General features: G+C 62.5%; 22 protein-coding genes and 4 pseudogenes. 19 read left to right on the top strand and 7 right to left on the bottom strand.

From position 1 onward, the window contains the following. Positions 1–27: 27 nt before the first annotated feature. Genes PO883_RS17550 through PO883_RS17540 form a run of 3 tightly spaced genes read right to left on the bottom strand, consistent with a single transcriptional unit; the run spans position 28 to position 3396 of the window. Positions 28–1212, bottom strand: a complete 1185-nt coding sequence (locus tag PO883_RS17550; protein ID WP_289310912.1) for an ABC transporter permease — start codon at positions 1210–1212, stop codon at positions 28–30. After that, the gene (locus PO883_RS17545) at positions 1209–1940 is read right to left on the bottom strand and encodes an ATP-binding cassette domain-containing protein (RefSeq protein ID WP_167089673.1); all 732 of its coding nucleotides are present in this window, start codon (positions 1938–1940) and stop codon (positions 1209–1211) included. The genes PO883_RS17550 and PO883_RS17545 overlap by 4 nt, the downstream gene beginning before the upstream one ends. A gap of 16 nt (positions 1941–1956) precedes the next feature. Next, on the bottom strand, positions 1957–3396 hold the full coding sequence (locus tag PO883_RS17540; RefSeq protein ID WP_289310911.1) for an alpha/beta hydrolase: 1440 nt from the start codon (positions 3394–3396) through the stop codon (positions 1957–1959). A 328-nt stretch (positions 3397–3724) separates the two neighbouring features. On the opposite strand from PO883_RS17540, the gene rplM reads away from it, so the two are divergent. The 8 genes and pseudogenes from rplM (at position 3725) to erpA (ending at position 9215) form a co-directional block, all read left to right on the top strand. Continuing rightward, a complete protein-coding gene (gene rplM, locus PO883_RS17535) occupies positions 3725–4159 on the top strand; it encodes a 50S ribosomal protein L13 (protein WP_054266289.1) in 435 nt (144 codons plus the stop codon). A gap of 9 nt (positions 4160–4168) precedes the next feature. After that, complete coding sequence (gene rpsI, locus PO883_RS17530) at positions 4169–4561, top strand: 30S ribosomal protein S9 (RefSeq protein ID WP_054266290.1); 393 nt, start codon at positions 4169–4171, stop codon at positions 4559–4561. A 510-nt stretch (positions 4562–5071) separates the two neighbouring features. Then, on the top strand, positions 5072–6109 hold the full coding sequence (argC, locus tag PO883_RS17525) for an N-acetyl-gamma-glutamyl-phosphate reductase (RefSeq protein WP_289310910.1): 1038 nt from the start codon (positions 5072–5074) through the stop codon (positions 6107–6109). 125 nt (positions 6110–6234) lie between these two features. Further along, positions 6235–7182, top strand: a pseudogene (locus tag PO883_RS17520) (DUF3466 family protein); the annotation flags it as partial. A gap of 78 nt (positions 7183–7260) precedes the next feature. Beyond that, positions 7261–7359: pseudogene (locus PO883_RS35140) on the top strand (FxDxF family PEP-CTERM protein); the annotation flags it as partial. Between the two features lie 154 nt (positions 7360–7513). Continuing rightward, positions 7514–8461 (top strand): annotated as a pseudogene (locus tag PO883_RS17515) (hypothetical protein); the annotation flags it as partial. A gap of 126 nt (positions 8462–8587) precedes the next feature. Next, positions 8588–8692 (top strand): annotated as a pseudogene (locus PO883_RS35135) (PEP-CTERM sorting domain-containing protein); the annotation flags it as partial. A gap of 160 nt (positions 8693–8852) precedes the next feature. Next, positions 8853–9215 (top strand): iron-sulfur cluster insertion protein ErpA, encoded by a 363-nt coding sequence (gene erpA / locus PO883_RS17510; RefSeq protein ID WP_054266294.1) that lies wholly within the window; start codon positions 8853–8855, stop codon positions 9213–9215. 39 nt (positions 9216–9254) lie between these two features. Here erpA and PO883_RS17505 read toward each other — a convergent pair whose 3' ends face one another. Together PO883_RS17505 and PO883_RS17500 are read right to left on the bottom strand one after the other, a co-directional pair. Beyond that, positions 9255–10355: an anhydro-N-acetylmuramic acid kinase gene (locus PO883_RS17505; protein WP_289310907.1), complete on the bottom strand. Its 1101-nt coding sequence runs from the start codon at positions 10353–10355 to the stop codon at positions 9255–9257. A gap of 90 nt (positions 10356–10445) precedes the next feature. Then, the gene (locus PO883_RS17500; RefSeq protein WP_289310906.1) at positions 10446–11810 is read right to left on the bottom strand and encodes a peptidoglycan DD-metalloendopeptidase family protein; all 1365 of its coding nucleotides are present in this window, start codon (positions 11808–11810) and stop codon (positions 10446–10448) included. A gap of 171 nt (positions 11811–11981) precedes the next feature. On the opposite strand from PO883_RS17500, the gene tyrS reads away from it, so the two are divergent. From tyrS to ruvB, 10 genes are all read left to right on the top strand, one after another. Continuing rightward, a complete protein-coding gene (gene tyrS, locus PO883_RS17495) occupies positions 11982–13247 on the top strand; it encodes a tyrosine--tRNA ligase (protein WP_289310905.1) in 1266 nt (421 codons plus the stop codon). Continuing rightward, positions 13244–13690 carry a D-aminoacyl-tRNA deacylase gene (gene dtd / locus PO883_RS17490; RefSeq protein ID WP_289310904.1) on the top strand — a complete coding sequence of 149 codons (447 nt, stop codon included), beginning with the start codon at positions 13244–13246 and terminating at the stop codon, positions 13688–13690. The genes tyrS and dtd overlap by 4 nt, the downstream gene beginning before the upstream one ends. Positions 13691–13738: 48 nt before the next feature. Continuing rightward, complete coding sequence (locus tag PO883_RS17485) at positions 13739–14404, top strand: YbhB/YbcL family Raf kinase inhibitor-like protein (RefSeq protein WP_289310903.1); 666 nt, start codon at positions 13739–13741, stop codon at positions 14402–14404. A 44-nt stretch (positions 14405–14448) separates the two neighbouring features. Next, on the top strand, positions 14449–15096 hold the full coding sequence (locus tag PO883_RS17480) for a histidine phosphatase family protein (protein ID WP_167089695.1): 648 nt from the start codon (positions 14449–14451) through the stop codon (positions 15094–15096). A 128-nt stretch (positions 15097–15224) separates the two neighbouring features. Beyond that, positions 15225–16250, top strand: a complete 1026-nt coding sequence (gene dusB / locus PO883_RS17475; RefSeq protein WP_289310902.1) for a tRNA dihydrouridine synthase DusB — start codon at positions 15225–15227, stop codon at positions 16248–16250. A 92-nt stretch (positions 16251–16342) separates the two neighbouring features. After that, positions 16343–16576 (top strand): helix-turn-helix domain-containing protein, encoded by a 234-nt coding sequence (locus PO883_RS17470; protein WP_054266301.1) that lies wholly within the window; start codon positions 16343–16345, stop codon positions 16574–16576. Between the two features lie 109 nt (positions 16577–16685). Beyond that, a complete protein-coding gene (gene purH / locus PO883_RS17465; RefSeq protein WP_289310901.1) occupies positions 16686–18257 on the top strand; it encodes a bifunctional phosphoribosylaminoimidazolecarboxamide formyltransferase/IMP cyclohydrolase in 1572 nt (523 codons plus the stop codon). Positions 18258–18359: 102 nt separating this feature from the next. Next, entirely contained in the window at positions 18360–18896 is a 537-nt protein-coding gene (gene ruvC / locus PO883_RS17460; RefSeq protein ID WP_289310900.1) for a crossover junction endodeoxyribonuclease RuvC, read from the top strand. Between the two features lie 21 nt (positions 18897–18917). Beyond that, a complete protein-coding gene (gene ruvA, locus PO883_RS17455; RefSeq protein ID WP_289310899.1) occupies positions 18918–19496 on the top strand; it encodes a Holliday junction branch migration protein RuvA in 579 nt (192 codons plus the stop codon). 36 nt (positions 19497–19532) lie between these two features. Beyond that, positions 19533–20597: a Holliday junction branch migration DNA helicase RuvB gene (ruvB, locus tag PO883_RS17450; RefSeq protein WP_289310898.1), complete on the top strand. Its 1065-nt coding sequence runs from the start codon at positions 19533–19535 to the stop codon at positions 20595–20597. 10 nt (positions 20598–20607) lie between these two features. Here ruvB and yidD (PO883_RS17445) read toward each other — a convergent pair whose 3' ends face one another. Both yidD (PO883_RS17445) and yidD (PO883_RS17440) read right to left on the bottom strand, forming a co-directional pair. After that, positions 20608–21090: a membrane protein insertion efficiency factor YidD gene (yidD, locus tag PO883_RS17445; protein ID WP_289310897.1), complete on the bottom strand. Its 483-nt coding sequence runs from the start codon at positions 21088–21090 to the stop codon at positions 20608–20610. Between the two features lie 134 nt (positions 21091–21224). Then, a complete protein-coding gene (gene yidD, locus PO883_RS17440) occupies positions 21225–21680 on the bottom strand; it encodes a membrane protein insertion efficiency factor YidD (RefSeq protein WP_289310896.1) in 456 nt (151 codons plus the stop codon). A 141-nt stretch (positions 21681–21821) separates the two neighbouring features. Here yidD (PO883_RS17440) and PO883_RS17435 point away from each other — a divergent pair, with 141 nt between their 5' ends. Next, positions 21822–22394 carry a DUF4291 domain-containing protein gene (locus PO883_RS17435; RefSeq protein WP_289310895.1) on the top strand — a complete coding sequence of 191 codons (573 nt, stop codon included), beginning with the start codon at positions 21822–21824 and terminating at the stop codon, positions 22392–22394. The last annotated feature ends 12 nt before the right edge of the window (positions 22395–22406 follow it).

Below are 22406 nucleotides of genomic sequence, written 5' to 3'. Positions count from 1 at the left end.
GAGCCCGCGCGCCCGCGCTGGCGGCAGCTACACCGACAGCACGTAGCGCTCGCTCTTCATGCGCCAGCTGGCGAACGCCACCGCCGCCAGGGCCGGCAGCATCGAACTGAGAAAGGTCAGCACGAACGGCAGCGCGCCCAGGTCCTGGCCCTTGGCCAGTTCGCGCAAGAGGGTCTGGTTCGACAGCATCGGCACCACATACATCCAGGTCGCCGTTTTCAGGTCCAGCACCGACACCGCCACCCCCGGCAGCATCGGCACCAGGATCACCATGCTGAGCACGCTCTGGGCTTCCTTGAACGATTTGGCATTCATCGCCAGCGCGATGTGCAGGCCGGCCGCGAACAGCGACAGCGGAATGGTCGCCACGCACACCAGGGCCAGCTGGGCCGAGGTAAGGCGCCAGCTCATGCCGATTTCTTCCAGCGGCAGCCAGGACAGCACGGCATGGGCCAGCGCCAGTTCCAGCGTGATGCCGATCACGGCCAGCGAGCCGGCCGCCAGCCACTTGCCGGTGATCAGCGACCACGGACTGGCCGGCTGGGCCATCAGCACTTCGAGCGAGCGCCGCTCGCGTTCGCCGGCGGTGCTGTCGACCGCCGCCGACAAGCCGCAAATAAACGCGGGGAAAAACAGGAAGCCGAGAATGGCGCCGATCAGGCCGGCCGAGCGCGCCGCCGTGCTGCCGGTATCGAAACGCTGCAGGCGCACCGGCGCCATGGTGGCCGGCGAGACCCCGTGCGCCAGCAGGCGCGCGCTGCTGATGTTCGAACTGTAGCTATGCAGGACCTCTTCGACGTCGCGCTGGCGCTGGCTGTTGTCGCTGGCCGAGTCGTACCACAGCTCGATGCCGGCCGGCCGCATGGCCTGGTAGTGTTCGCCAAACTTGGGATCGAGGCGCAGCAGGGCCACCACCTTGCGCCCGCGCAGCAGCTCGGCGATGGCGTCTTCCTTCATCTCGTCCATCGGCACGATGGTGATGTTCTTTTGCTTGAGCTGGGCCATCAGGTTGGGCGCCTGGGCGGCATTGACCACGGCCAGTTCCATGCCTTCGCGCTCGGAGCGGGTGGCGCGGCCGATCTGCTGGTTGAGCATGTAGCCGAGCATGAGCGGGTACATCAAGGTGAACAGGGCCAGCAGCACCAGGGCGCGCCGGTCGCGCAGCGTTTCCTTGAATTCCTTGAGAAAAACGACCAGGAAGGCCGGCTTCATGCTGCGATTCCTTCTTCGCCGACCAGGCTGACGAAGGCGTCTTCGAGATTGGCGATGCCGGTGCGGCGGCACAGTTCCTGGGGCGAGCCCTGGGCCACGGTATGGCCCTTGGCGATGACGATCACGTCGTCGCACAAGTGCGTCACTTCCTGCATCACGTGGGTGGCCATGATCACGCAGCAGCCGTCGCGCCGCAGGGCGGTGAGGGCGGTGCGAAGGGCGCGCGTGCTCATCACGTCCAGCCCGCGGCTCGGTTCGTCGAGCAGCAGGTGGCGCGGCTTGTGCAGCAGGGTGCGCGCCAGCGCGACCTTGATGCGCTGGCCTTGTGAAAAACCCTTGGCGCGCCGCTCCAGGATGTCTTGCATGGCCAGCAGGTCGGCCACTTCATCGATGCGGCGCTGCACCGTGGCCATGCTCATGCCGTTCAGTTCGCCGAAATAGGCCAGGTATTCGCGCGTGCTGAGGCGCTCGTACAGGCCGAACTGGTCGGTCAGGAAGCCGATATCCTTGCGCACCGCCATCGGATCGATGGCCGGGTCGATGCCGCCGATGCTGATGCTGCCCTGGTCGCGCTTGAGCAAGCCGACCAGCAGCCGCAGCAGGGTGGTCTTGCCGGCCCCGTTCGGACCGAGCAGGGCCGTGATCTGGCCGTCGGCGGCCGTGAAGCTGACGCCGCCCAGCGCTTGCAAGGTGCCGAACTGTTTGCGTACATCGTTTACTACAATCATCGTGGCCTCGGGCTATTCAGGGATGCGGACCGGCGCTGCCGATCTGGAAGTTGGCGGCCGGAATGTCATTCAGGCAATGAGCGATCACTGGTTTCTGCGGCGCGTCGAGAAATTCGCGCAGCAGGCGCGGCGCGCAGCCGAGCGCGGAAATGCCGTGGCCGGCGTTGGCCACCACCAGGTGCTGGGCCTTGGGAATGTGGCGCGCGGCGGCCTCGGCGCGGCGCGGGGGCGTCACCGGATCGAGCGCACCCGACAGCAGCAGGGCCGGCGCCAGGATCGGGCTGGGCGCGCGCCAGACGACCGCCGGGACCTTGATCGACTTGCACAGCGCGATCAATTGCCCCACGCGGCTACCGCCGAGGAAGGAATTGCGGGCATCCTCGGCCAGTAATTGCGGTGTCATGCGCGGATAATCCTCGGCGCAGATCACGGCCATGTGCAGCACCAGCGCGGTACCGCCTTCGCCCGCCAGGTCGGTGGCGACATTGCGGCGCGCCACAAACGGCGCCCAGCGACCCAGATGGGCGCTGTGGATCAGGAACGGCAGGCGGCGTGCGTCCAGCGCCGAATACAGCACATTGTGCACGGTGCTCAGGAAGCGCTCTTTGGTCAGGTTCATCTGCAAGGGCTCGGCGGTGCGCGGATTGGACAGGGTCAGCGGCACCGGAGCGGCGCTGACCTTGGCCAGCAAGCCGTCGAACTCGGCGCGCAGCGCGGGGTAAGCCTTGTTGCAGTCGGCGTCGGCCGTGCACTGGCGGAACAGGGCCTCGAGCGCCGCCTGGCCGTCGCGCCCGCCGGCCGGGATGACCTGGTCGGGCGCGGCCACGCCATCGAGCACCAGGCTGCGCACCGCGTGCGGAAAGGCGCGCGCGTACGCCTGGCCGAGGCGGGTGCCGTACGAGGCTCCCCACACGTTAATCGTCTGGTAGCCGAGCGCCAGGCGTACCTGTTCGATATCGCGCGCGGCGTGTTCGGTGGTGTAGGCCGATAGCGGCTGGCTGACGCCGGCCAGGCAGGCGTGCACGGCGGCCATCTGCTCGTCGTCGTTGAGGTTGTCGGGCAAGGTGGTGTCATCACAGTCGAGCTTGCCAGAGAGGCCGGTGCCGCGCTGGTCGATGAACACGATGTCGCGCGTGGCGCGGGTGCGCCGGAACATGGCGTTCAGCACCGGCAGCACGTCGCTGCCGGCCTGGCCGGGGCCGCCCGCCAGCACGAACAGGGGATCGGGGCGTGCCGATTCGCGGAAGGCCGGCGCCACGGTGATGTGCAGCGCCAGGGTGGGGCCGGTCGGCTGGCGGTAATCGAGGGGCACGGCCAGTGTGCTGCAGCGCAAGCCTTCTTCGGAACCGGGCAGGTGGCAGGTGCGGCTGGCCGGGGCCGCGCCGGCCAGGCAGGGCGCGGCCAGCGCCGCCAGCAAGGAGAGCAGTGAAGCGGCAAGGCGATAGGTCAATGTCACGAGGTCTCCCGACGATAAGTGCTCAGGCATAGTAGATTGACACTGTTTCCGGGGTCAAGAAAGTTTTTTTCGGTTAATGAAACAGGCACTGTGGTGCAGTCTAGGATGGGGCATGGCGCCGCCGTTTGCGATTTCTCTAGAGAATGTGCCGATGTCATTTCGCTACCGCCGCAACAGGCGCTGAAGGGCTTGACTCGGTCATGGCGAGTACGCTATAGTAGCCGGCTTTCCGTTTGCTCAGGAAAAGACAATAAGGCAGAGTCCGCGGGCAGTCCAAGCGGAACCACCATTTGAGCGATTTAATAAGTTTTATATTTAGGAAGTCAACATGAAAACTTTTTCCGCTAAGGGACATGAAGTCCAGCGCGATTGGTTCGTGGTTGACGCGACGGATCTGATCCTCGGACGTGTTGCCAGCGAAGTGGCACTCCGGTTGCGCGGCAAACACAAACCCGAATTCACTCCGCACGTCGACACGGGCGATTTCATCGTCGTGATCAACGCAGGTAAACTGCGCGTGACCGGTACCAAGGCAACCGAGAAGACGTACTACCGTCACTCGGGCTACCCAGGTGGTATCTACGAAACCAACTTCAAGAAAATGCAAGAGCGTTTTCCTGGTCGCGCGCTTGAAAAAGCGGTCAAGGGCATGCTGCCTAAAGGCCCGCTTGGCTACGCCATGATCAAGAAGCTCAAAGTGTACGCGGAAGGTTCCCACCCGCACGCTGCCCAGCAACCTACAGCACTCGTGCTGTTCAAGTAAGGAGCTGACATGATCGGTAACTACAATTACGGCACCGGCCGTCGCAAGAGTGCAGTCGCTCGCGTCTTCATCAAAGTTGGCACTGGCCAGATCATCGTTAACGGCAAACCAGCCGCTGACTACTTCTCGCGCGAAACGGGCCTGATGGTCATCCGTCAACCGCTGGAACTGACCGGCAATGTCGAGCGTTTCGACATCAAGGTCAACGTTCACGGTGGTGGCGAGTCCGGCCAGGCTGGCGCGGTTCGTCACGGCATCACCCGTGCACTGATCGACTACGACGCATCGTTGAAGGGCGACCTGGCACGTGCCGGTTTCGTTACCCGCGATGCACGTGAAGTCGAGCGTAAAAAAGTTGGTCTGCGCAAAGCACGTCGCGCAAAGCAATTCTCGAAGCGTTAATTCGCCTCCAGCGCGCACTTCGGTGCGCCGCTCTCAAAAAAGCCGCCGACTGCGAAGTCAGGCGGCTTTTTTGTTTTTGTTTCCCAACCGCTGACAACCGGGGTCTGACCTCTGACTTGCAATTAATTGCCGACTCGGCCAACCGGGGTCTGACCTCTGATTCGCAATTAATTGCCGACTCGCACTGAATCAGTGAGCGACCTTGCTGCTGACGGCCGAAAATCGCGCATGTCCGGACAAACGTGCCTAACTTCGCCGTGGTGAGGCAGCATTCGCCGATGTGCGAGCCCGGATTTCCCCAAATGTTGCTAGTCAGAGCTCTGACCCCGGTTGTGCAACAAATTGCAATCGTCAAAGATGTTGCTAATCAGAGGTCAGACCCCGGTGTGGCGGTTTAGACCCCGGTGTGGCGGTTTTTGGGGTTCGGTAGCGCTGCGCAGCGTTTTGCTTGCGCTGTTAGAATCACCATCTTTCGGGCCAGGCCCCACCATTTACTCTCAAGGAATAGATATGATCAAAGTTGGCATCGTCGGCGGTACGGGTTACACGGGCGTGGAATTGCTGCGACTGCTGTCGGTCCACCCTGATGTGGAGCTGACCGCGATTACCTCGCGTAAGGAAGATGGCTTGCCTGTCGCGGATATGTTTCCTTCGCTGCGCGGCAAGGTCAACCTGGCGTTTTCGGCGCCCGACAAGGTCGACCTGAGCAAGTGCGATGTGGTCTTCTTCGCCACCCCGCACGGCGTGGCCATGGCACAGGCGCCCGCGCTGCTGGCCGCCGGCGTCAAGGTCATCGACCTGGCCGCCGATTTCCGCCTGAAAGACCAGGCCACCTTCGAGCAGTGGTACAAGATTCCGCACATTTGCCCGGACCTGCTGGAAGAGGCCGTCTACGGCTTGCCTGAGCTGAACCGCGAAGCCGTCAAGAATGCGCGCCTGATCGCTAACCCGGGTTGCTATCCGACCACGATGCAACTGGGTTTCGTGCCGCTGCTCAAGGCGAACCTGATCGATGCCAGCGCCCTGATCGCGGACGCCAAGTCGGGCGTGTCGGGCGCCGGCCGCAAGGCGGAAATCGGGACCCTGTTCTCCGAGTCGAGCGACAATTTCAAGGCTTACGGCGTGTCCGGCCACCGCCACACCCCGGAAACCGTGGCTCAGCTGCAGCGTTTCACCGGCTTGCCGGTACACCTGATCTTCACGCCGCACCTGGTGCCGATGATCCGCGGCATGCATTCGACCCTGTACGCGCGCCTGACCACCGAGATCAGCAACGAGGCGTTGCAGGAATTGTTCGAGAGCACCTACAAGGACGCGGCTTTCGTCGATGTGATGCCGTTCGGCTCGCATCCGGAAACCCGTTCGACGCGCGGCTCGAACATGTTGCGCCTGGCGCTGCATCGTCCGGACAACGGCAATACCCTGGTCATCCTGGTGGTCCAGGATAATCTGGTCAAGGGCGCTTCCGGCCAGGCGATCCAGTGCATGAACCTGATGTTCGGCCTGGACGAAACGCTGGGCTTGCAGCAGGTCGCGCTGCTGCCGTAAGGCATTGCAATAGCGGGAAGTGCAGCCGCTTCCCGCTACCCGCAATAGTGAATTTTAATTAAAATTTCAATTTCGCCAAGTAGTCTTTATGATGGGTCGTGTTTACTCACCATCGAAAGACGCTCATGCGATTCGTCCGCTCCCTGTTGTCCGCCCTCGTGCTCGGCATCTTCGCCGCGCCCGCGCTTGCCGCCCCCTCCTACACAGTCACGACGCTCAATACCGGCCAGTACGATCAATGGCGCCTGATCGACAACGCCGGCACCCTGTACGGTTCTTCAAACTGGCGTACGGCATTTCATGCCGGCGGCAGCACCACGGTGGTGCATGTCAGCACGAGTCCGTTTCCCACCGGTGAAATCACGGCCATCAGCAATGCCGGCCATATGGCCAGCTACGAATACTGGACCACCATTGGCGACGTCGTCACAGCCAGTGGCTACCTGACGGTCAACGGCGTTACCACGGACCTCGGTGGGTTCAGCCATCATAGCGGCCCCGCGGACACGTTCTCCCATGGGGTCAACAATGCCGGCACGGTGGTGGGCAGTTCAAGCACCAATCTGCGCCTGCCGGGAGGCGATCCGCATTATCCGCGCTTCGCCAGCCATGCTTATGTGTACAGCGACAATAAAATGAAGGACCTGGGCACGCTGGGAGGCACCCACAGCAGCGCCTTGGGCATCAATGCCGCCGGGACCATCGTGGGCAGCGCTGAAAACGCCAACCGCCAGGATCGCGCCTTTATTTATCAGAACGGCCGCATGAGCGACCTGGGCGGATTCAGTGGCGGCAGCAGTCTGGCAAGCGGCATCAATGATGCCGGCACGATCATTGGCCAGTCCGCACGCGACAGCAGCGGCTATGTGAAGTCGGCCTTTGTGTACGCAAATGGCGCGATGACCGATCTGGGCTGGGGGGCGCAACGCAGTTCGACAGCCGTCGATATCAACGAGCTGGGCCAGATCATCGGTTACGGCGCCGACGCGAGCGGCCAGCAACGGGGCTTCATTTATCAACATGGCCAGTTGCTGCAGCTCGACACGGCCCTCGATCCTCTGGACAACTGGATCGTCAAGACCACCTACAGCATCAACGACAATGGCCTGATCCTGGCCGATGCCTGCAAGCTGGGCGTGTGCGGCACGGTTCTGCTGAGCCCGGTTCCAGAGCCGGAAACCTACGCAATGATGCTGGCCGGCTTGGGTTTGCTCGGGTTTTGCGCACGCCGCCGCGCACGCGCCGCCTAAGCATGCCCAGCATGCCGCAGGTCGCCCGGCTGGCGTAAAGCGCTACGCCATGGCAGGGATGGGTCTCACTGGCCGCATTGTCCCTGCCCGTGCCAGCCGCGCCATTGGAAAAGTGAATTTTAATTAATATTAACTTTTAGTTATTTTTTCATCTATGATGGTGGTATTCATCCATCACAGAAAGCCGTTCATGAAATTTGGCCGCTCCCTGCTGTCCGCCCTGTTGTTGGGCATGTTCGCCGCACCCGTGTTCGCCGCCGCCCCTTCCTATTCGGTCACGATGCTCGACACAGGCGCGTACGAAAACTGGCGCCTGATCGACAATGCCGGTACGCTGTATGGCCAGGCCAGGGGCTTTTCCGCCTATCATTCCGGCGGCGCGACCCATGTGATGCATGTCAGTTCGAGCCAGAACCCCGAGGGCAGCGTCACCGCCATCAGCAACGCCGGCCATATCGCCAGTTCCGAATACTGGACGCTTGGGACGGAAATCCCCTCCGTCGACGGCTATCTGACCGTGAACGGCCAAACCACGCATCTTCGCGCGCTGGGCAGTTATTACACGCGCCTGGATACCTGGGCAAACGGCGTCAACAACGATGGCACCGTGGTGGGCAGCTCGCGCACCGATATCAGGCTACCGGGCGGCGACCCGTATTACCCGCGCTTTGCCGTGCATGCCTATGCGTACAGTAACGGTGCCATGAGCGATCTCGGTACCCTCGGCGGCACGCACAGCAGTGCTGCGGCCATCAATGCCGGCGCCACCATCGTGGGCAATGCCGACGACAAGAACGGGCGCAAGCGTGCCTTCATTTATGAAAACGGCCGCATGGCCGATCTCGGCGCGTTTGAAGGCGGCATCAGCCGGGCCCAGGATATCAACGACGCTGGCCTCATCATTGGACAGTCCACGCACACCCGCGACCAGGGCCTGCTGTCAGCCTTTTTGTATTCCAACGGCGTCATGAACGACCTGGGCTGGTCGCCGCGCTACACGTCCAGCGCCGTCGATATCAACAATCTGGGCCAGGTGATCGGTTACGGGGCCGATGCCGACGGCCAGCAACATGGCTTCATTTACCAGAATGGCCAGTTGGTGCAGCTCGACACGGTGGTCGATCCGAGCGCCAACTGGGTCATCAGGAACACCTACAGCATCAATGATCATGGCCTGATCCTGGCCAACGCGTGCAAGCTCGGCGTCTGCGGCACAGTCTTGTTGAGCCCGGTTCCGGAACCGGAAACCTACGCGCTGATGCTGGCCGGCCTGGGTTTGCTCGGTGTTTGCGCGCGCCGCCGTACCCGCGCCAGAGCGAGCGCAAAGCAATAGCTTGAATTCCAGCCGGATGGCCGCATTCTAGGTACAGTGGCACACCACCGCCCCGGCCTGCGCCGGGTGTTGCATTTGACGGTCGCCGGCAGTGGTCTGTGAGCGTGACTTGTCCCAACAGTCTATAATGACTCATATCCGTTCCCAGTAGGAGTTCCAAATGAATGCAGTTGCTGAAATGCCAGAAGTGATGCCGGCACCGATCGTGTTTACCGATAGCGCCGCGCAAAAGGTTGCACAGCTGATCGAGGAAGAGGGCAATCCCGACCTCAAATTGCGCGTGTTCGTGCAGGGCGGCGGCTGCTCCGGTTTCCAGTACGGCTTCACCTTCGATGAAATCGTCAACGAAGATGACACCACCATGGTCAAGAACGGCGTGCAACTGCTGATCGATTCGATGAGCTACCAGTATCTGGTCGGCGCCGAAATCGATTACAAGGATGACCTCGAAGGCGCCCAGTTCGTGATCAAGAATCCAACCGCCACCTCGACCTGCGGTTGCGGTTCGTCGTTCTCGGTCTAAGTCAGTCCAGCCCAGGCCGCTCCAAGGCGGCCTGCAAGCTTACGCAGGATAGAGGGCGCCCAGGATCCTGGGTCCCTTCGCCCCCGTCACAAGGGGCAGATTGCCCGCTTCGCGCCTTGTGAAGCGGTAGCCCAGCCACGCGAACGCCAGTGCTTCGACGTGATTCGGGGCCACGCCCAGGGCGTCGGTTGTTTCCACCCTTGTCTTGCCACCCAGTGCTTGCGCCAGTGCGCGCAGCAGCGCGCCGTTGTACGCCCCGCCGCCGCACACATACACCGCCTCGACCTCGCTGGCTTGCTGGTGGATGGCGCGCGCGATGCTCACGGCGGTCAGCGCGGTGAGGGTGGCCTGCACGTCCTCCGCCGGCATGGCGCCCGCCTGCGCCAGCCGCTGGTCCAGCCAGTCGGCGTGGAACAGGTCGCGTCCCGTGCTTTTCGGTGCGGCCAGGCGGAAATAGGGTTCGTCGAGCAAGATGCCGAGCAGGGCCGGGTCGCTGCGGCCGCTGGCCGCCCAGGCGCCGTCGGCGTCATAGGCCTTGCCCTGATGCAGGCCGATCCAGTGATCCATCAGTACATTGCCGGGACCGGTATCGAAGCCGCTCACGCTGCCGTCGGCGTGCAGCACGCTGATGTTGGCGATGCCGCCGATATTGATCACCACGCGCGTCTGGCCGGCCTGGCCGAAGCAAGCCTGGTGAAAGGCTGGCACCAGCGGCGCGCCCTGGCCGCCGGCGGCCACGTCGCGCGCGCGGAAGTCGGCGATGACGTCGATGCCGGTCAGCTCCGCCAGCAGGGCGGGGTGGTTGAGCTGGCGCGTGTAGCCCAGCTCGGGCCGGTGGCGTACCGTTTGCCCATGCGCGGCCAGCGCTTGCACGGGGCCGGGCGCGGCCGGCAGCAGGGCCGCCACGCACTCGGCGTAGCAGCCGGTCAACTGGGCGGCGGCCAGCGCTTCGCGGGCGATTTCATTGTCGCCGCTGCTTTGCAGGGCCATCAGGTCGGCCCGCAGCGTGGCGGGGAAGGGCACGAAGGCCGCTTGCAGGGTGCGGATGGCGCCGCCAGCAAAGTCGGCCAGCACGCCGTCGACCCCATCCATGCTGGTGCCGGACATCATGCCGATATATAGCGTCGAGGGTGTGCTCATGTCTGCTCCAATCCTGATAACAGGGCGAAAAAAAAGGCAGGAGCCGGAGTCAATGATCCGGTTCCTGCCCCTGTTGGTGCGCGCTGAACCTTAGCGCGCCATGTTCGAGCCGCTGGTCGGACGCAGCAGGGCGAAGCGGTGCGACATGTCGGCCGCGGCGATCTGGAAGCGGGCCCGCTCGGCCTGCGTCATCGGGGCCTGTGCCAGCACCTTGATCGACATCGGATCGACGGCGTCGTTGTTGACGCGGAACTCGTAGTGCAAGTGAGCGCCGGTCGACCAGCCGGTCGAGCCGACATAACCGATCACATCGCCCTGGCTGACCTTGCTGCCCTTGCGGATGCCTGGCGCGAAACGGCTCATGTGCGCATACGCGGTGGTGTAGTTGGCCCAGTGCTTGATGGTGACGAAGTTGCCGTAGCCGCCTTGCACGCCGGCGAAGTCGATCACGCCATCGCCCGAGGCGCGGATCGGGGTGCCGTTGGCGGCCGCGAAGTCGACGCCCTTGTGCGCTTTCCAGGAGCCCGAAATCGGATGCGAGCGCATCGAGAAGCCGGACGAAATACGCGAGAATTCCAGCGGCGACTTGAGGAAGGCTTTTTTCAGCGCCTTGCCGTCGAAGGTGTAGTAGCCGCCCTGCTTGCTGACCGGATCTTCGTACCAGACGGACTGGTAAGTCACGCCGCGGTTGACGAATTCGCCGGCCAGGATGCGGCCGGCGCGCACCATTTCGCCGTCTTGCCAAAACGTTTCGTAGACCACGTTGAAGCGGTCGCCGCGTTTCAGGTCGGAACGGAAGTCGATACTGGTGGAGAACATTTCGATGATCTGGGCGACGATGGCGTCGGGCAGCTTGCCGCCGTCGGTGGTGGCGTCGGTCGCCGAGTAGAGCGAGTTGGTGATGTCGCGGGCGCGCATTTCGATGCGCCGTTCGAGCAAGGCGGGCAGTTCCTCGGCGGTGAACTTGTCACCGTCGCGGGTGATCGAAATCCGTTTCACCGGGTTGTCGCGGCCGTCGACGACGGTGGCGTGCAGCCATTGCAGTTCGCCATTTTCGTCCGTCTGCGCCTGGACCCGCTTGCCGGTCTTGAGCTGCATGACGCCTTTGGCGATCTTGTCGGACTTGATGAAGTTGACGGCAGCGGCATCTTCCACACCCAGACGGGTGAGCAGGGCGGCCAGCGTATCGCCCGGACGCACCTTCTCTTCGTGGATGAATTGCTGGTCGTCCTTTTGCAGCGCGGTGATCTGATCGGCCAGATTCGGCAGTTCGAGATTTTCCGCGATCGATTTGACTGGCAGGTCGGACGCATCGGGGGCCAGGGGCGCTACGCCCGCGGCACCAAATGCGCACACTGTCAGGAAGATCGCACCGGCGCTGATGATGCGCGCTTTTCGCGTTGTTCCTAGCAGGCCGGTCAAGCGTTTGCCTGTGAATTTATTTGTAGGGTCCATGCAATCAGTTAAAATTTGCCGCTTGAACATTCGCGTTGAGCACTTAACTATTTCTTGTTATTGTTTTGATTAGTTTTCAGTAGGCAAGATTAATCGGATCGAGCAGTATATCAAACTTTTGAATCCGCCCAACAATTTCGACACTTTGCTACAGATTTATTACAGAACCCTATGACGACTCCTGCCACCTCCAAGCCTGCTGCGCCTGCGCAAGGTACTCCTCCATTGCCGCTGACGGACAGCGTGCGGGAAGCGCTGGCCATCACCAAGCGCGGCGTCGACGAGCTGCTGATCGAGAGCGAGTTCGCGCAAAAGCTGGCCCGTTCCGAACAAAGCGGCACGCCGCTGCGCATCAAGCTTGGCCTCGATCCGACCGCGCCCGACCTGCACCTGGGCCACACCGTGGTGCTGAACAAGATGCGCCAGCTGCAAGACCTGGGGCACCAGGTGATTTTCCTGATCGGCGACTTCACCTCCATGATCGGCGATCCGTCGGGCCGCAACGTCACGCGTCCGCCGCTGACCAAGGAGCAGATCGAGGCCAACGCGATGACTTACTTCAAGCAAGCCTCGCTGGTGCTGGACCCGTCGCGCACGGAAATCCGCTACAACTCCGAGTGGTGCGACCCGCTCGGCGCGCGCGGCATGATCCAGTTGTCCTCGCGCTACACCGTGGCGCGCATGATGGAACGCGACGACTTCACCAAGCGCTTCAAGAGTGGGACACCAATATCGATCCATGAGTTCCTTTATCCTTTGATGCAGGGCTACGATTCGGTCGCCTTGAAGGCCGATCTTGAGCTGGGCGGCACCGACCAGAAGTTCAACCTGCTGGTCGGACGCGAGCTGCAGAAGGATTACGGCCAGGAACAGCAGTGCATCCTGACCATGCCGCTGCTCGAAGGGCTCGATGGCGTGGACAAGATGTCCAAGTCGAAGAACAATTATATTGGCATCACCGAACCGGCCAACACGATGTTCGCCAAGCTGATGAGCAATTCCGACGTGATGATGTGGCGTTATTTCGAGCTGCTGTCGTTCCGCTCGATCGCCGATATCGCCGCGCTCAAGGCTGAAATCGATGGCGGACGCAATCCGCGCGATGCTAAAGTGGCTCTTGGGAAAGAAATCGTGGCGCGTTTCCACTCGGCCCAGGCGGCGGACGATGCGCTGGCCGACTTCGTCAACCGCTCCGCTGGCGGCATTCCCGACGACGCGCCCGAAATGACGGTCGATGGCGCGCCGATGGGCATCGCCCACCTGCTCAAGAAAACCGGGCTGTGCGCATCGACCGGCGAAGCGATGCGCATGGTTGACCAGGGCGGGGTGCGCATCGATGGCAATGTCGTGAGCGACAAGGCGCTCAAGATCGAGGCCGGCAACTTTGTGTTGCAAGTTGGCAAGCGCAAGTTTGTCCGCGTGACCTTCACGGCATGATTGCGCTGTTGCAGCGGGTCAGCCACGCCAGCGTGGTCGTGGACGGTGCCACCATCGGCGCCATCGACGCCGGCTTGCTGGTATTGTTGTGCGCCGAAAAGGGCGACAGCGAGAAGGAAGCCGACGCCCTCCTGACCAAATTGCTGGGCTACCGGGTGTTCGGCGACGAGGCCGGCAAGATGAACCGCAGCCTGGTGGACGTCAACGGCGGCCTGTTGCTGGTGCCCCAGTTTACCCTGGCGGCCGACACCAACTCGGGCACGCGGCCATCGTTTACGCCCGCCGCCAGCCCGCAGGATGGCTTGCGCCTGTTCGACCATGTGGTGCGCCAGGCGCGCGCGCGCCACGCCACGGTCGAGACCGGGCAGTTCGGCGCCGACATGAAAGTGTCGCTGACCAACGACGGTCCGGTCACTTTCTGGCTGCAAGTGCCCCCAAAATGAAACCAAGCGGGCCGTTTGTGGTCAATATCATGAGTGCAGGAGGTTGCGATGAGACTCTGGAGTGATTCCTTTACCGATGGTGGCCTGATTCCCGCCCGGTGCGCTTTTGCCATGATCGACCCGGACCAGCATGCGCGCCTGTCGGCCAACCGCAATCCGCACTTCGCCTGGGATGACGTGCCGTCCGGCACGCAGTCGCTGATCCTGTTTTGCTACGATATCGACGCGCCCACCGTCGCCACCATTGTCAACAAGGAAGGCCTGTTCGTGCCCGAAGCGCTGGCGCGGGCCGACTTCTATCACTGGACCCTGGTCGATATTCCCGTGGCCATGCGCTCGATTGGCGAAGGCAAGTTCTCGGAACTGGTCACGCCGCACGGCAAACCGGGACCGCTGCTGCCGTTTTCCATCAAAAACGGCACCGAACATCAATTGCGCCAGGGTGTAAACGATTACACGAGCTGGTTTGCGAGCGATCCGGACATGGCCGGCGAGTATTTCGGCTACGATGGCCCTTGCCCGCCCTGGAACGACCTGCGCGTGCACACCTATTTATTCTGTGTCTATGCGCTCGACGTGCCGCGCCTGGCGCTCGAAGGCCGCTTTACCGGGCCGGAGGCGCGTCTGGCCATTCGCGGGCATATCCTCGACGAGGCGCAGATGTACGGCGTGTATTCGCTCAATCCCGACCTCGCGGCCACCCTGGTTCCTTAAAGAACGCACTTATTTAGTCCGGGCCCGGCGTGCCCGGCTTTCCCATGTCCCCGACCAATATCATTCTTATCCGCCATGGCGAAACCGCCTGGAACGCCGAACGCCGCCTCCAGGGCCATATCGACATTGCCCTCAATGACGAAGGCCTGCGCCAGGCCGCCGCACTGGCGGATGCGCTTAACGTCGAGCAGCTCGACCTGGTCGTTTCCAGCGACTTGCAGCGCGCCGCCCAGACCGCCGACGCCGTGGCCCGCTTGCGTGCCATGCCGGTCCAGCGCGACCCCTTGCTGCGCGAACGCTGCTTCGGCGGCTTCGAGGGCTTGCTGTACGCCGAGATCGAACAGCGCTTCCCGGTCGAGTTCGCCGCCTGGCAGGCGCGCCAGATCGATGCGCCGATGCCGTCCGGCGCCCGGGTGGCCGAAACGTTCCGCCAGTTTTACCAGCGCGCCGTCGCCGCCATCATCGAGTGGGGCCGGGCGCACCCCGGCCAGACCCTGGCCCTGGTGGCCCACGGCGGCGTGCTTGAATGCGCCTACCGCGCCGCGCTCGGCCTGTCGCTCGAAACGCCGCGCGACTTTCCGGTGCTCAACGCCAGCATCAACCGCTTCCGCGTGCTTGACGGCAAGCTGAGCCTGGTCAGCTGGGGCGAGGTGGGGCACCTGCAACCGCGCGTTCTCGACGAGCTTAGTTGAGGCTTGTCAAGCGTGCACGATCCCGGTTTTGTGGCCGTGCGGTGCTGTCAAATGAAAAATAGTGCTTATTAATTGAGCAGCACTTCGGGTAAAATAGAGGGTTCCCGCAAACTCCGAGCGTCCCGCCTGTGCAAATTGGTCCTTACTTGCTACGCAATAATGTTTTCGTTGCTCCCATGGCGGGCGTGACGGATCGTCCTTTCCGACAACTGTGCAAACAGCTGGGCGCCGGCTACGCCGTCTCCGAAATGGCTGCCTCGAACCCGCGGCTGTGGGCCACCGAAAAAAGTTCGCGCCGCACCGACCACGCAGGTGAAATGGAGCCGAAAGCGGTCCAGATCGCCGGTGCCGACCCGCAAGACCTGGCCGATTGCGCCAAGTTCAACGTCGACCGTGGCGCCCAGATCATTGATATCAATATGGGGTGTCCGGTCAAGAAGGTGTGCAACAGCTGGTGCGGTTCGGCCTTGCTGCAGCACGAAGACCTGGTCGAACAGATCCTGTACGCCGTGGTGCGTGCGGTGGATGTGCCGGTGACGCTGAAATTTCGCACCGGCTGGAACCGCGAAAACAAGAATGCCCTGCGCATCGCCCGCATCGCCGAACAGGCCGGCATCCAGATGCTGACCCTGCACGGGCGCACCCGGGCCGACGGCTACAGCGGCGACGCCGAGTACGAGACCATTGCCGCCGTCAAGGCGCAGGTGGCCATCCCTGTGGTGGCCAACGGCGACATCACCACCCCCGAAAAGGCCAAACACGTGCTGGCCGTGACCGGGGCCGATGCGGTGATGATCGGGCGCGCGGCGCAGGGCCGGCCGTGGATTTGCCGCGAAGTCGACCATTACCTGCGCACCGGCCTGCATCTGCCGGCGCCGGCGGTGGAGGAAGTACGCGCGCTGATGAACGAACATTTGCAGGCCCACTACGCGTTTTACGGCGAATTTTTGGGCGTGCGCACGGCGCGCAAGCACATCGGCTGGTATGTGCGCGACCTGATCGGCGGCGAAGAATTCCGCCAGCAAATGAACCTGCTGGAATCGACCGATGCACAGTTGCGCGCGGTCGATGCCTTTTTTGAAACGCAACATGTTCATGGGGAACGGTTACAATACCGGCCCGCAGGCCTTGCTCAAGTGGCATTGGCAGCCTGATACGGCACAGCTAGCAAGACCAGATACTGGAACGACCGCTGCCTGCAGAGCCGCGGTAAAACATTTAATCCGCAGAAAAGCACCAACATAATATGAGCAAAGAAAGTATCCAGGAAGTTGTCCAGAAGAGTCTTGAAGAGTATTTCAACGACCTGGGCGAGCAGCAGGCATCGAACATCTACGACATGGTGGTCCTGACCGTCGAAAAGCCGATCCTCGAAGTCGTCATGACGCGAGCGGAAGGCAACCAGTCGCACGCGGCCCAGATGCTGGGCATCAACCGCAATACCTTGCGGAAGAAATTGCAGGAACACGGACTGCTGTAATTAGTCTCATTAGCACACACTGAGTGGCCGTGCTATCGAGCGCGAGCCCATCGCGCCCGAGGGGTGCGCCAGTGCAAACACCGAATACTCCACAACCAGGCCACTCACCATGATCAAACAAGCCCTCATTTCCGTTTCCGACAAGACCGGCGTGCTCGATTTTGCACGCGCGTTGTCCGCGCTCGGCGTCGGCATCCTGTCCACTGGCGGCACCGCCAAGCTGCTGGCCGACAACGGCGTGGCCGTCACCGAAGTGGCGGATTACACGGGCTTTCCGGAAATGCTCGATGGCCGGGTCAAGACCTTGCACCCGAAAGTGCATGGCGGCATCCTGGCGCGCCGCGATTTTCCCGAGCACGTCGCCAAGCTGAGCGAGCACGACATTCCAACCATCGACATGGTGGTGGTGAACCTGTATCCGTTCCAGGCGACCGTGGCCAAGAACGATTGCTCGCTGGAAGACGCGATCGAGAACATCGATATCGGCGGCCCGACCATGCTGCGCTCGGCTGCCAAGAACCACAAGGACGTGATCGTCATTTGCGATCCGACCGACTACGCGCAAGTGCTGGCGGAAGTGACCGCCGGTGAAGTGCCTTACGACACCAAGTTCCGCCTGGCGAAAAAAGTGTTCGCTCACACCGCGCAATACGACGGCGCCATCACCAATTACCTGACCAGCCTGGGCGAAGACAAGCTGCACGCCACGCGCGCGGCTTATCCGCAAACGCTGAACATGACGTTTGAAAAAGTGCAGGACATGCGCTACGGCGAAAACCCGCACCAGTCGGCCGCGTTTTACCGCGACCTGGCGCCGGCTGCCGGTTCGCTGTCCGCCTACAAGCAATTGCAGGGCAAGGAACTGTCGTACAACAATATCGCCGATGCCGATGCGGCGTGGGAATGCGTCAAGTCGCTGGGCGGCCTGGGCCAGCCGGCCGGCTGCGTGATCGTCAAGCACGCCAATCCGTGCGGCGTGGCGATCGGCACCGATGCGCTCGACGCCTACAGCCGCGCGCTGCAGACCGATCCGACGTCGGCCTTCGGCGGCATCATCGCCCTGAACGTTGAGCTGGACGGCAAGACTGCCGAAGCGATTGCCAAGCTGTTCGTGGAAGTGCTGATCGCGCCATCGTTCTCCGCTGAAGCGCGCGCCATCATGGCGGCCAAGCAGAACGTACGCCTGCTGGAAATTCCGCTGGGCGCGGCCAACAATCCGTTCGACGTCAAGCGCGTCGGCGGCGGCTTGCTGGTGCAATCGCCCGATGCCAAGAATGTCGGCCTGGAAGAACTGCGCGTAGTCACGAAGAAGCAGCCGACCCAGCAGCAGTTGCAGGACATGATGTTCGCCTGGCGCGTGGCCAAGTTCGTCAAGTCCAACGCTATCGTGTTCTGCGCCAACGGCATGACCCTGGGCGTGGGCGCTGGCCAGATGAGCCGCATCGATTCGGCCCGCATCGCCTCGATCAAGGCCCAGAACGCCGGTTTGACTTTGGCCGGTTCGGCCGTGGCGTCGGATGCCTTCTTCCCATTCCGCGACGGCCTCGACGTGGTGGTCGATGCCGGCGCGACCTGCGTGATCCACCCGGGCGGTTCGATGCGCGACCAGGAAGTGATCGACGCCGCCGACGAGCGTGGCGTGGTGATGCTGTACACCGGCGCGCGCCATTTCCGTCATTAATGTCATTGCGGGCGCAAATTAGGCTCTCCTAATTTTGCGTGCCGATATGAGCGTTCGCTAATTAGGTATACCTAAGTTTCTCCGGCGGTATACCATTCGCTCATGATTATTCTTGGCATTGACCCAGGCCTGCGCACCACAGGCTTCGGGCTTATCGAAAAGCAGGGCAACAAGCTGCGCTACATCGCTTCCGGCACCATCAAGACGGTGTCGGAAGGCGAGCTTCCCGGCCGCCTCAAGGTGATCCTGCACGGGATCGCCGAGATCGTCCGCACCTACCAGCCCGATTGCGCGGCGGTGGAAAAAGTCTTCGTCAACGTCAATCCCCAATCGACCTTGCTGCTCGGGCAAGCGCGCGGCGCCGCCATCACGGCGCTGGTCGGCGCCGACCTGTCGGTGGCCGAGTACACGGCGCTGCAAGTCAAGCAAGCCGTCACCGGACACGGCAAGGCGGCCAAGGAACAGGTGCAGGAAATGGTGGCGCGCCTCCTGGTGCTGCCCGGCCTGCCCGGCAGCGATGCCGCCGACGCGCTCGGCGTGGCCATCTGCCATGCCAACAGTGTCGACGCGCTGGCGCTGATCGGCGCGCTGGCGCCTTCGCTTTCCGGCCTGCGCATGAAGCGCGGCCGTCTCGTTTAACCTTGTTTTAAGGTCTACCCCATGATCGGACGTATTTCCGGAATTTTGCTCGAAAAAAATCCGCCGCAGTTGCTTATCGATTGCAATGGCGTCGGGTATGAAGTCGATGTGCCGATGAGTACCTATTACGACTTGCCCGCGCTCGGCGCGCAGGTTACGTTGTTTACCCATCAGGCGATCCGCGAAGATGCGCATTTGCTGTTTGGCTTCGGCAACGCGGCCGAGCGCGCCGTGTTTCGCCAGTTGATCAAGATCACTGGCGTGGGGGCGCGCACGGCGCTGTCGATCCTGTCGGGCATGACGGTGAACGACCTGGCCCAGGCCGTGACCTTGCAGGAAGCCGGGAGGCTGATGAAGGTGCCCGGCATCGGCAAGAAGACGGCCGAGCGCTTGCTGCTGGAACTCAAAGGCAAGCTCGGCGCCGACCTTGGCTCGGTGGGCGGCGTGGTACAGCATGATGCGAAATCTGACATCCTGAACGCGCTGATGGCGTTGGGGTATTCTGACAAGGAAGCCACGGCCGCGCTGAAGAATATGCCGGCCGGAAGCACTGTGTCGGACGGCATCAAGTTCGCGCTCAAGGCGCTGTCCAAAGGCTGAGCGTCTTTGCGCTAACATTTACACGAAGGTTCATTCATGAGTATCCAGACCGACGATTTCAGCGAGCAGCGCATCATCGCGCCCACGCCCGCATCGCCCAACGAAGAGGCGATCGAGCGCGCGCTACGGCCCAAGCAGCTCGACGAATATGTCGGCCAGGAGAAGATCCGCGGCCAGCTCGAAATTTTCATTTCGGCAGCGCGCAAGCGGCGCGAAGCGCTCGATCACACCTTGCTGTTCGGGCCTCCGGGGCTGGGCAAGACGACGCTGGCGCACATCATCGCGCGCGAGATGGGTGTGAATTTGCGCCAGACGTCCGGGCCGGTGCTGGAGCGGCCGGGCGACCTGGCCGCGATTCTCACCAATCTCGAAGCGAACGATGTGCTGTTCATCGACGAGATTCACCGCCTGTCGCCGGTGGTGGAAGAGATTCTGTATCCGGCGCTGGAAGACTACCAGATCGATATCATGATTGGCGAAGGGCCGGCGGCGCGTTCGGTCAAGCTGGACCTGCAACCGTTCACGCTGGTGGGCGCGACCACGCGCGCCGGCATGCTGACCAACCCGCTGCGCGACCGCTTCGGCATCGTGGCGCGGCTGGAGTTCTATAACACGTCGGAACTGACCCGGATCGTGACGCGCAGCGCGTCCTTGTTGAACGCGCCGATTGTCGAAGAAGGTGCGCGCGAGATTGCGCTGCGCGCGCGCGGCACCCCGCGTATCGCCAACCGCCTGCTGCGGCGTGTGCGCGATTACGCGGAGGTCAAGGGAACCGGTGAAATCACCAAGCCCATGGCCGATGCGGCGCTGGTGATGCTCGACGTCGACTCGGTCGGTTTCGATGTCATGGACCGCAAGCTGCTCGAAGCGGTGCTGTTCAAGTTCGGCGGGGGGCCGGTTGGCATTGGTAATCTGGCGGCCGCCATCGGCGAGGAAAGCGATACGATTGAAGATGTGCTGGAACCGTATCTGATCCAGCAGGGCTATTTGCAGCGCACGCCGCGCGGACGCATCGCCACGCCGCTGGCGTACCAGCACTTCGGCCTGGCCGCGCCGCGCACCAGCCCGACGGGCGACTTGTGGGATAACCTGGGGGTCTGAGCCAGGCGGGTTAGGTGCGTCGGCGGCCGTCTCTTCTGGGCGGGATATGCGTGGCCTCTTCGCGCTTGCGCTCGCGTCGCTTGTTCCACCAGTCGCAGCAGTGGGCGCCGTCGCCGCAGCCGGAGAAGCAGTCGCATGCCCGGCTGGTCGTCGGCGTCGGCAGATCGCATGGGCATTCGCCCGGGACGTCGCAGGGAACGTCGCAAAATCCTGCCTGGTGGTTGGCGGAGAGCAGACGTGGCGGGGCCGGTTGTGCTGCCGTGGGCGGCTCCACCATGGGCCTGTAGCGGCGATAGGCAATGCCGCACTTGCGCAGGCGCCCATTAAGGATCGCCAGGCCATCCCACAGCCCGAAGCGGCGAATGGCGCGTGCGCCGAGATGCGAGCAGCTGGCATTGGCGGTGTAGGCGCAGTAGGCACAGCGAAAACCCTTGTAGGGCGACAGATGGCGCTGGTAGAACCCGATGGCCGATAGGGCGAGTGTTTTCATCATGGTGCGGTATCACCGTCTCTTGCAACGGCGCCTGTTTGATTTTCAAGGAGTACAGCGCACTCCGCGTCGGGGCCTCGCCTGGCAGTTGGCGTTCTAGCCCGCCGCGCGGTATGTGGGATAATCTGGCGCCTGATTCAGGTGCCCACGTTGCGCCGTTCTGACGGCGGCGGAATGTGGATGCGTTCTTCCTCCTCCTGGCGTTGGCTGCTTTTTTTCCACGAATCCCAGCAGTCTTTCGCGTCCAGGCAGTCTGATGCGGACTCGCAGGTATCGCTGGAAGGGGCCGGGACGTCGAACGAACAGTCGCATGGCACATCGCAAAAGCCTCCCTGATTCTTCCTGGTCAGCAGACGTGGCGGGGCGGGTGGCACAGGTGGCGCGTAGCGGCGGTACGCGATACCGCATTTTTGCAGTCGCCCCTGTAGAACACCGAGGCCATCCCATACACCGTAACGGCGGATAGCCCGTGCCCCGAGCACCGAACAGCTGGCGTTGCCGGTGTAGGCGCAGTAGGCGCAGCAAAAACCCTTGTAGGGCGACAGATGGCGCTGGTAGAAACCGATGGCCGATAGCGCGAGTGTTTTCATCATGGTGCGGTATCACCGTCTCTTGCAACGGCGCCTGTTTGATTGCCAAGAAGAACATTTCGCACGAAGTATGGTCGCCTGATCCTTCCAGAACAAGCAGGTATTTACGAGGGTTTTCTACCGTAAACTAGGAGAGACATCAGTATGCAGGAAGTTCCACAGAGCGCGTCAGCCATTCCGCTGCGCCAGATCCGCGCCGTGTTTGACGACGCCACCATCCGTGTCTACCAGGCGTATTCCAACGTGATCGCCGATGCCGCGTTGGCAGCGGGCACCTTCGTTTCGCCCCCGTTCAAGATGGAGCGCATGACCTGGATTAAGCCGTCGTTTCTATGGATGATGTACCGCGCGGGATGGGGCTTCAAGGATGAAGGCCAGCAGCGCATCCTGGCGATCGATATCAGCCGCGAAGGTTTTGAGTGGGCGCTGGCGAACGGCTGCCTGACTCATGCGGAAGGGGAGGGTGGAGCCGCGCCGCCCAAGGATCGGTTCCCAGTGCGCATTCAGTGGGACCCCGAACGTGATCTGCATCTGGACAAGCTGCCGTACAGGTCGATCCAGATTGGCTTGGGGAAGGAAGCGGTGAACCTGTACGTGACGCAATGGATTCGCGGCATTACGGACGTGACGCCGTTGGCCCACGAAATTCATGCGCTGGTGGAAGCGGGGAAGCTGGACGAGGCGAGCGTGCGGCTGCCGGTAGAGCGTGTGTATTGACATATAACGAAA

The sequence above is a fragment of the Massilia sp. DJPM01 genome (assembly GCF_030348125.1).
Classification (GTDB): domain Bacteria; phylum Pseudomonadota; class Gammaproteobacteria; order Burkholderiales; family Burkholderiaceae_D; genus Telluria_A; species Telluria_A frigida.
This window is presented reverse-complemented; position numbering and strand designations above follow the sequence as displayed.

What these genes read in the sequence shown, in the direction of transcription:
- PO883_RS17550 (WP_289310912.1), bottom strand. Translation starts at nt 1,212, where the DNA reads ATGAAGCCGGCCTTCCTGGTCGTTTTTCTCAAGGAATTCAAGGAAACG.
- PO883_RS17545 (WP_167089673.1), bottom strand. Translation starts at nt 1,940, where the DNA reads ATGATTGTAGTAAACGATGTACGCAAACAGTTCGGCACCTTGCAAGCG.
- rplM (WP_054266289.1), top strand. Translation starts at nt 3,725, where the DNA reads ATGAAAACTTTTTCCGCTAAGGGACATGAAGTCCAGCGCGATTGGTTC.
- rpsI (WP_054266290.1), top strand. Translation starts at nt 4,169, where the DNA reads ATGATCGGTAACTACAATTACGGCACCGGCCGTCGCAAGAGTGCAGTC.
- argC (WP_289310910.1), top strand. Translation starts at nt 5,072, where the DNA reads ATGATCAAAGTTGGCATCGTCGGCGGTACGGGTTACACGGGCGTGGAA.
- erpA (WP_054266294.1), top strand. Translation starts at nt 8,853, where the DNA reads ATGAATGCAGTTGCTGAAATGCCAGAAGTGATGCCGGCACCGATCGTG.
- PO883_RS17505 (WP_289310907.1), bottom strand. Translation starts at nt 10,355, where the DNA reads ATGAGCACACCCTCGACGCTATATATCGGCATGATGTCCGGCACCAGC.
- PO883_RS17500 (WP_289310906.1), bottom strand. Translation starts at nt 11,810, where the DNA reads ATGGACCCTACAAATAAATTCACAGGCAAACGCTTGACCGGCCTGCTA.
- tyrS (WP_289310905.1), top strand. Translation starts at nt 11,982, where the DNA reads ATGACGACTCCTGCCACCTCCAAGCCTGCTGCGCCTGCGCAAGGTACT.
- dtd (WP_289310904.1), top strand. Translation starts at nt 13,244, where the DNA reads ATGATTGCGCTGTTGCAGCGGGTCAGCCACGCCAGCGTGGTCGTGGAC.
- PO883_RS17485 (WP_289310903.1), top strand. Translation starts at nt 13,739, where the DNA reads ATGAGACTCTGGAGTGATTCCTTTACCGATGGTGGCCTGATTCCCGCC.
- PO883_RS17480 (WP_167089695.1), top strand. Translation starts at nt 14,449, where the DNA reads ATGTCCCCGACCAATATCATTCTTATCCGCCATGGCGAAACCGCCTGG.
- PO883_RS17470 (WP_054266301.1), top strand. Translation starts at nt 16,343, where the DNA reads ATGAGCAAAGAAAGTATCCAGGAAGTTGTCCAGAAGAGTCTTGAAGAG.
- purH (WP_289310901.1), top strand. Translation starts at nt 16,686, where the DNA reads ATGATCAAACAAGCCCTCATTTCCGTTTCCGACAAGACCGGCGTGCTC.
- ruvC (WP_289310900.1), top strand. Translation starts at nt 18,360, where the DNA reads ATGATTATTCTTGGCATTGACCCAGGCCTGCGCACCACAGGCTTCGGG.
- ruvA (WP_289310899.1), top strand. Translation starts at nt 18,918, where the DNA reads ATGATCGGACGTATTTCCGGAATTTTGCTCGAAAAAAATCCGCCGCAG.
- ruvB (WP_289310898.1), top strand. Translation starts at nt 19,533, where the DNA reads ATGAGTATCCAGACCGACGATTTCAGCGAGCAGCGCATCATCGCGCCC.
- yidD (WP_289310897.1), bottom strand. Translation starts at nt 21,090, where the DNA reads ATGATGAAAACACTCGCCCTATCGGCCATCGGGTTCTACCAGCGCCAT.
- yidD (WP_289310896.1), bottom strand. Translation starts at nt 21,680, where the DNA reads ATGATGAAAACACTCGCGCTATCGGCCATCGGTTTCTACCAGCGCCAT.
- PO883_RS17435 (WP_289310895.1), top strand. Translation starts at nt 21,822, where the DNA reads ATGCAGGAAGTTCCACAGAGCGCGTCAGCCATTCCGCTGCGCCAGATC.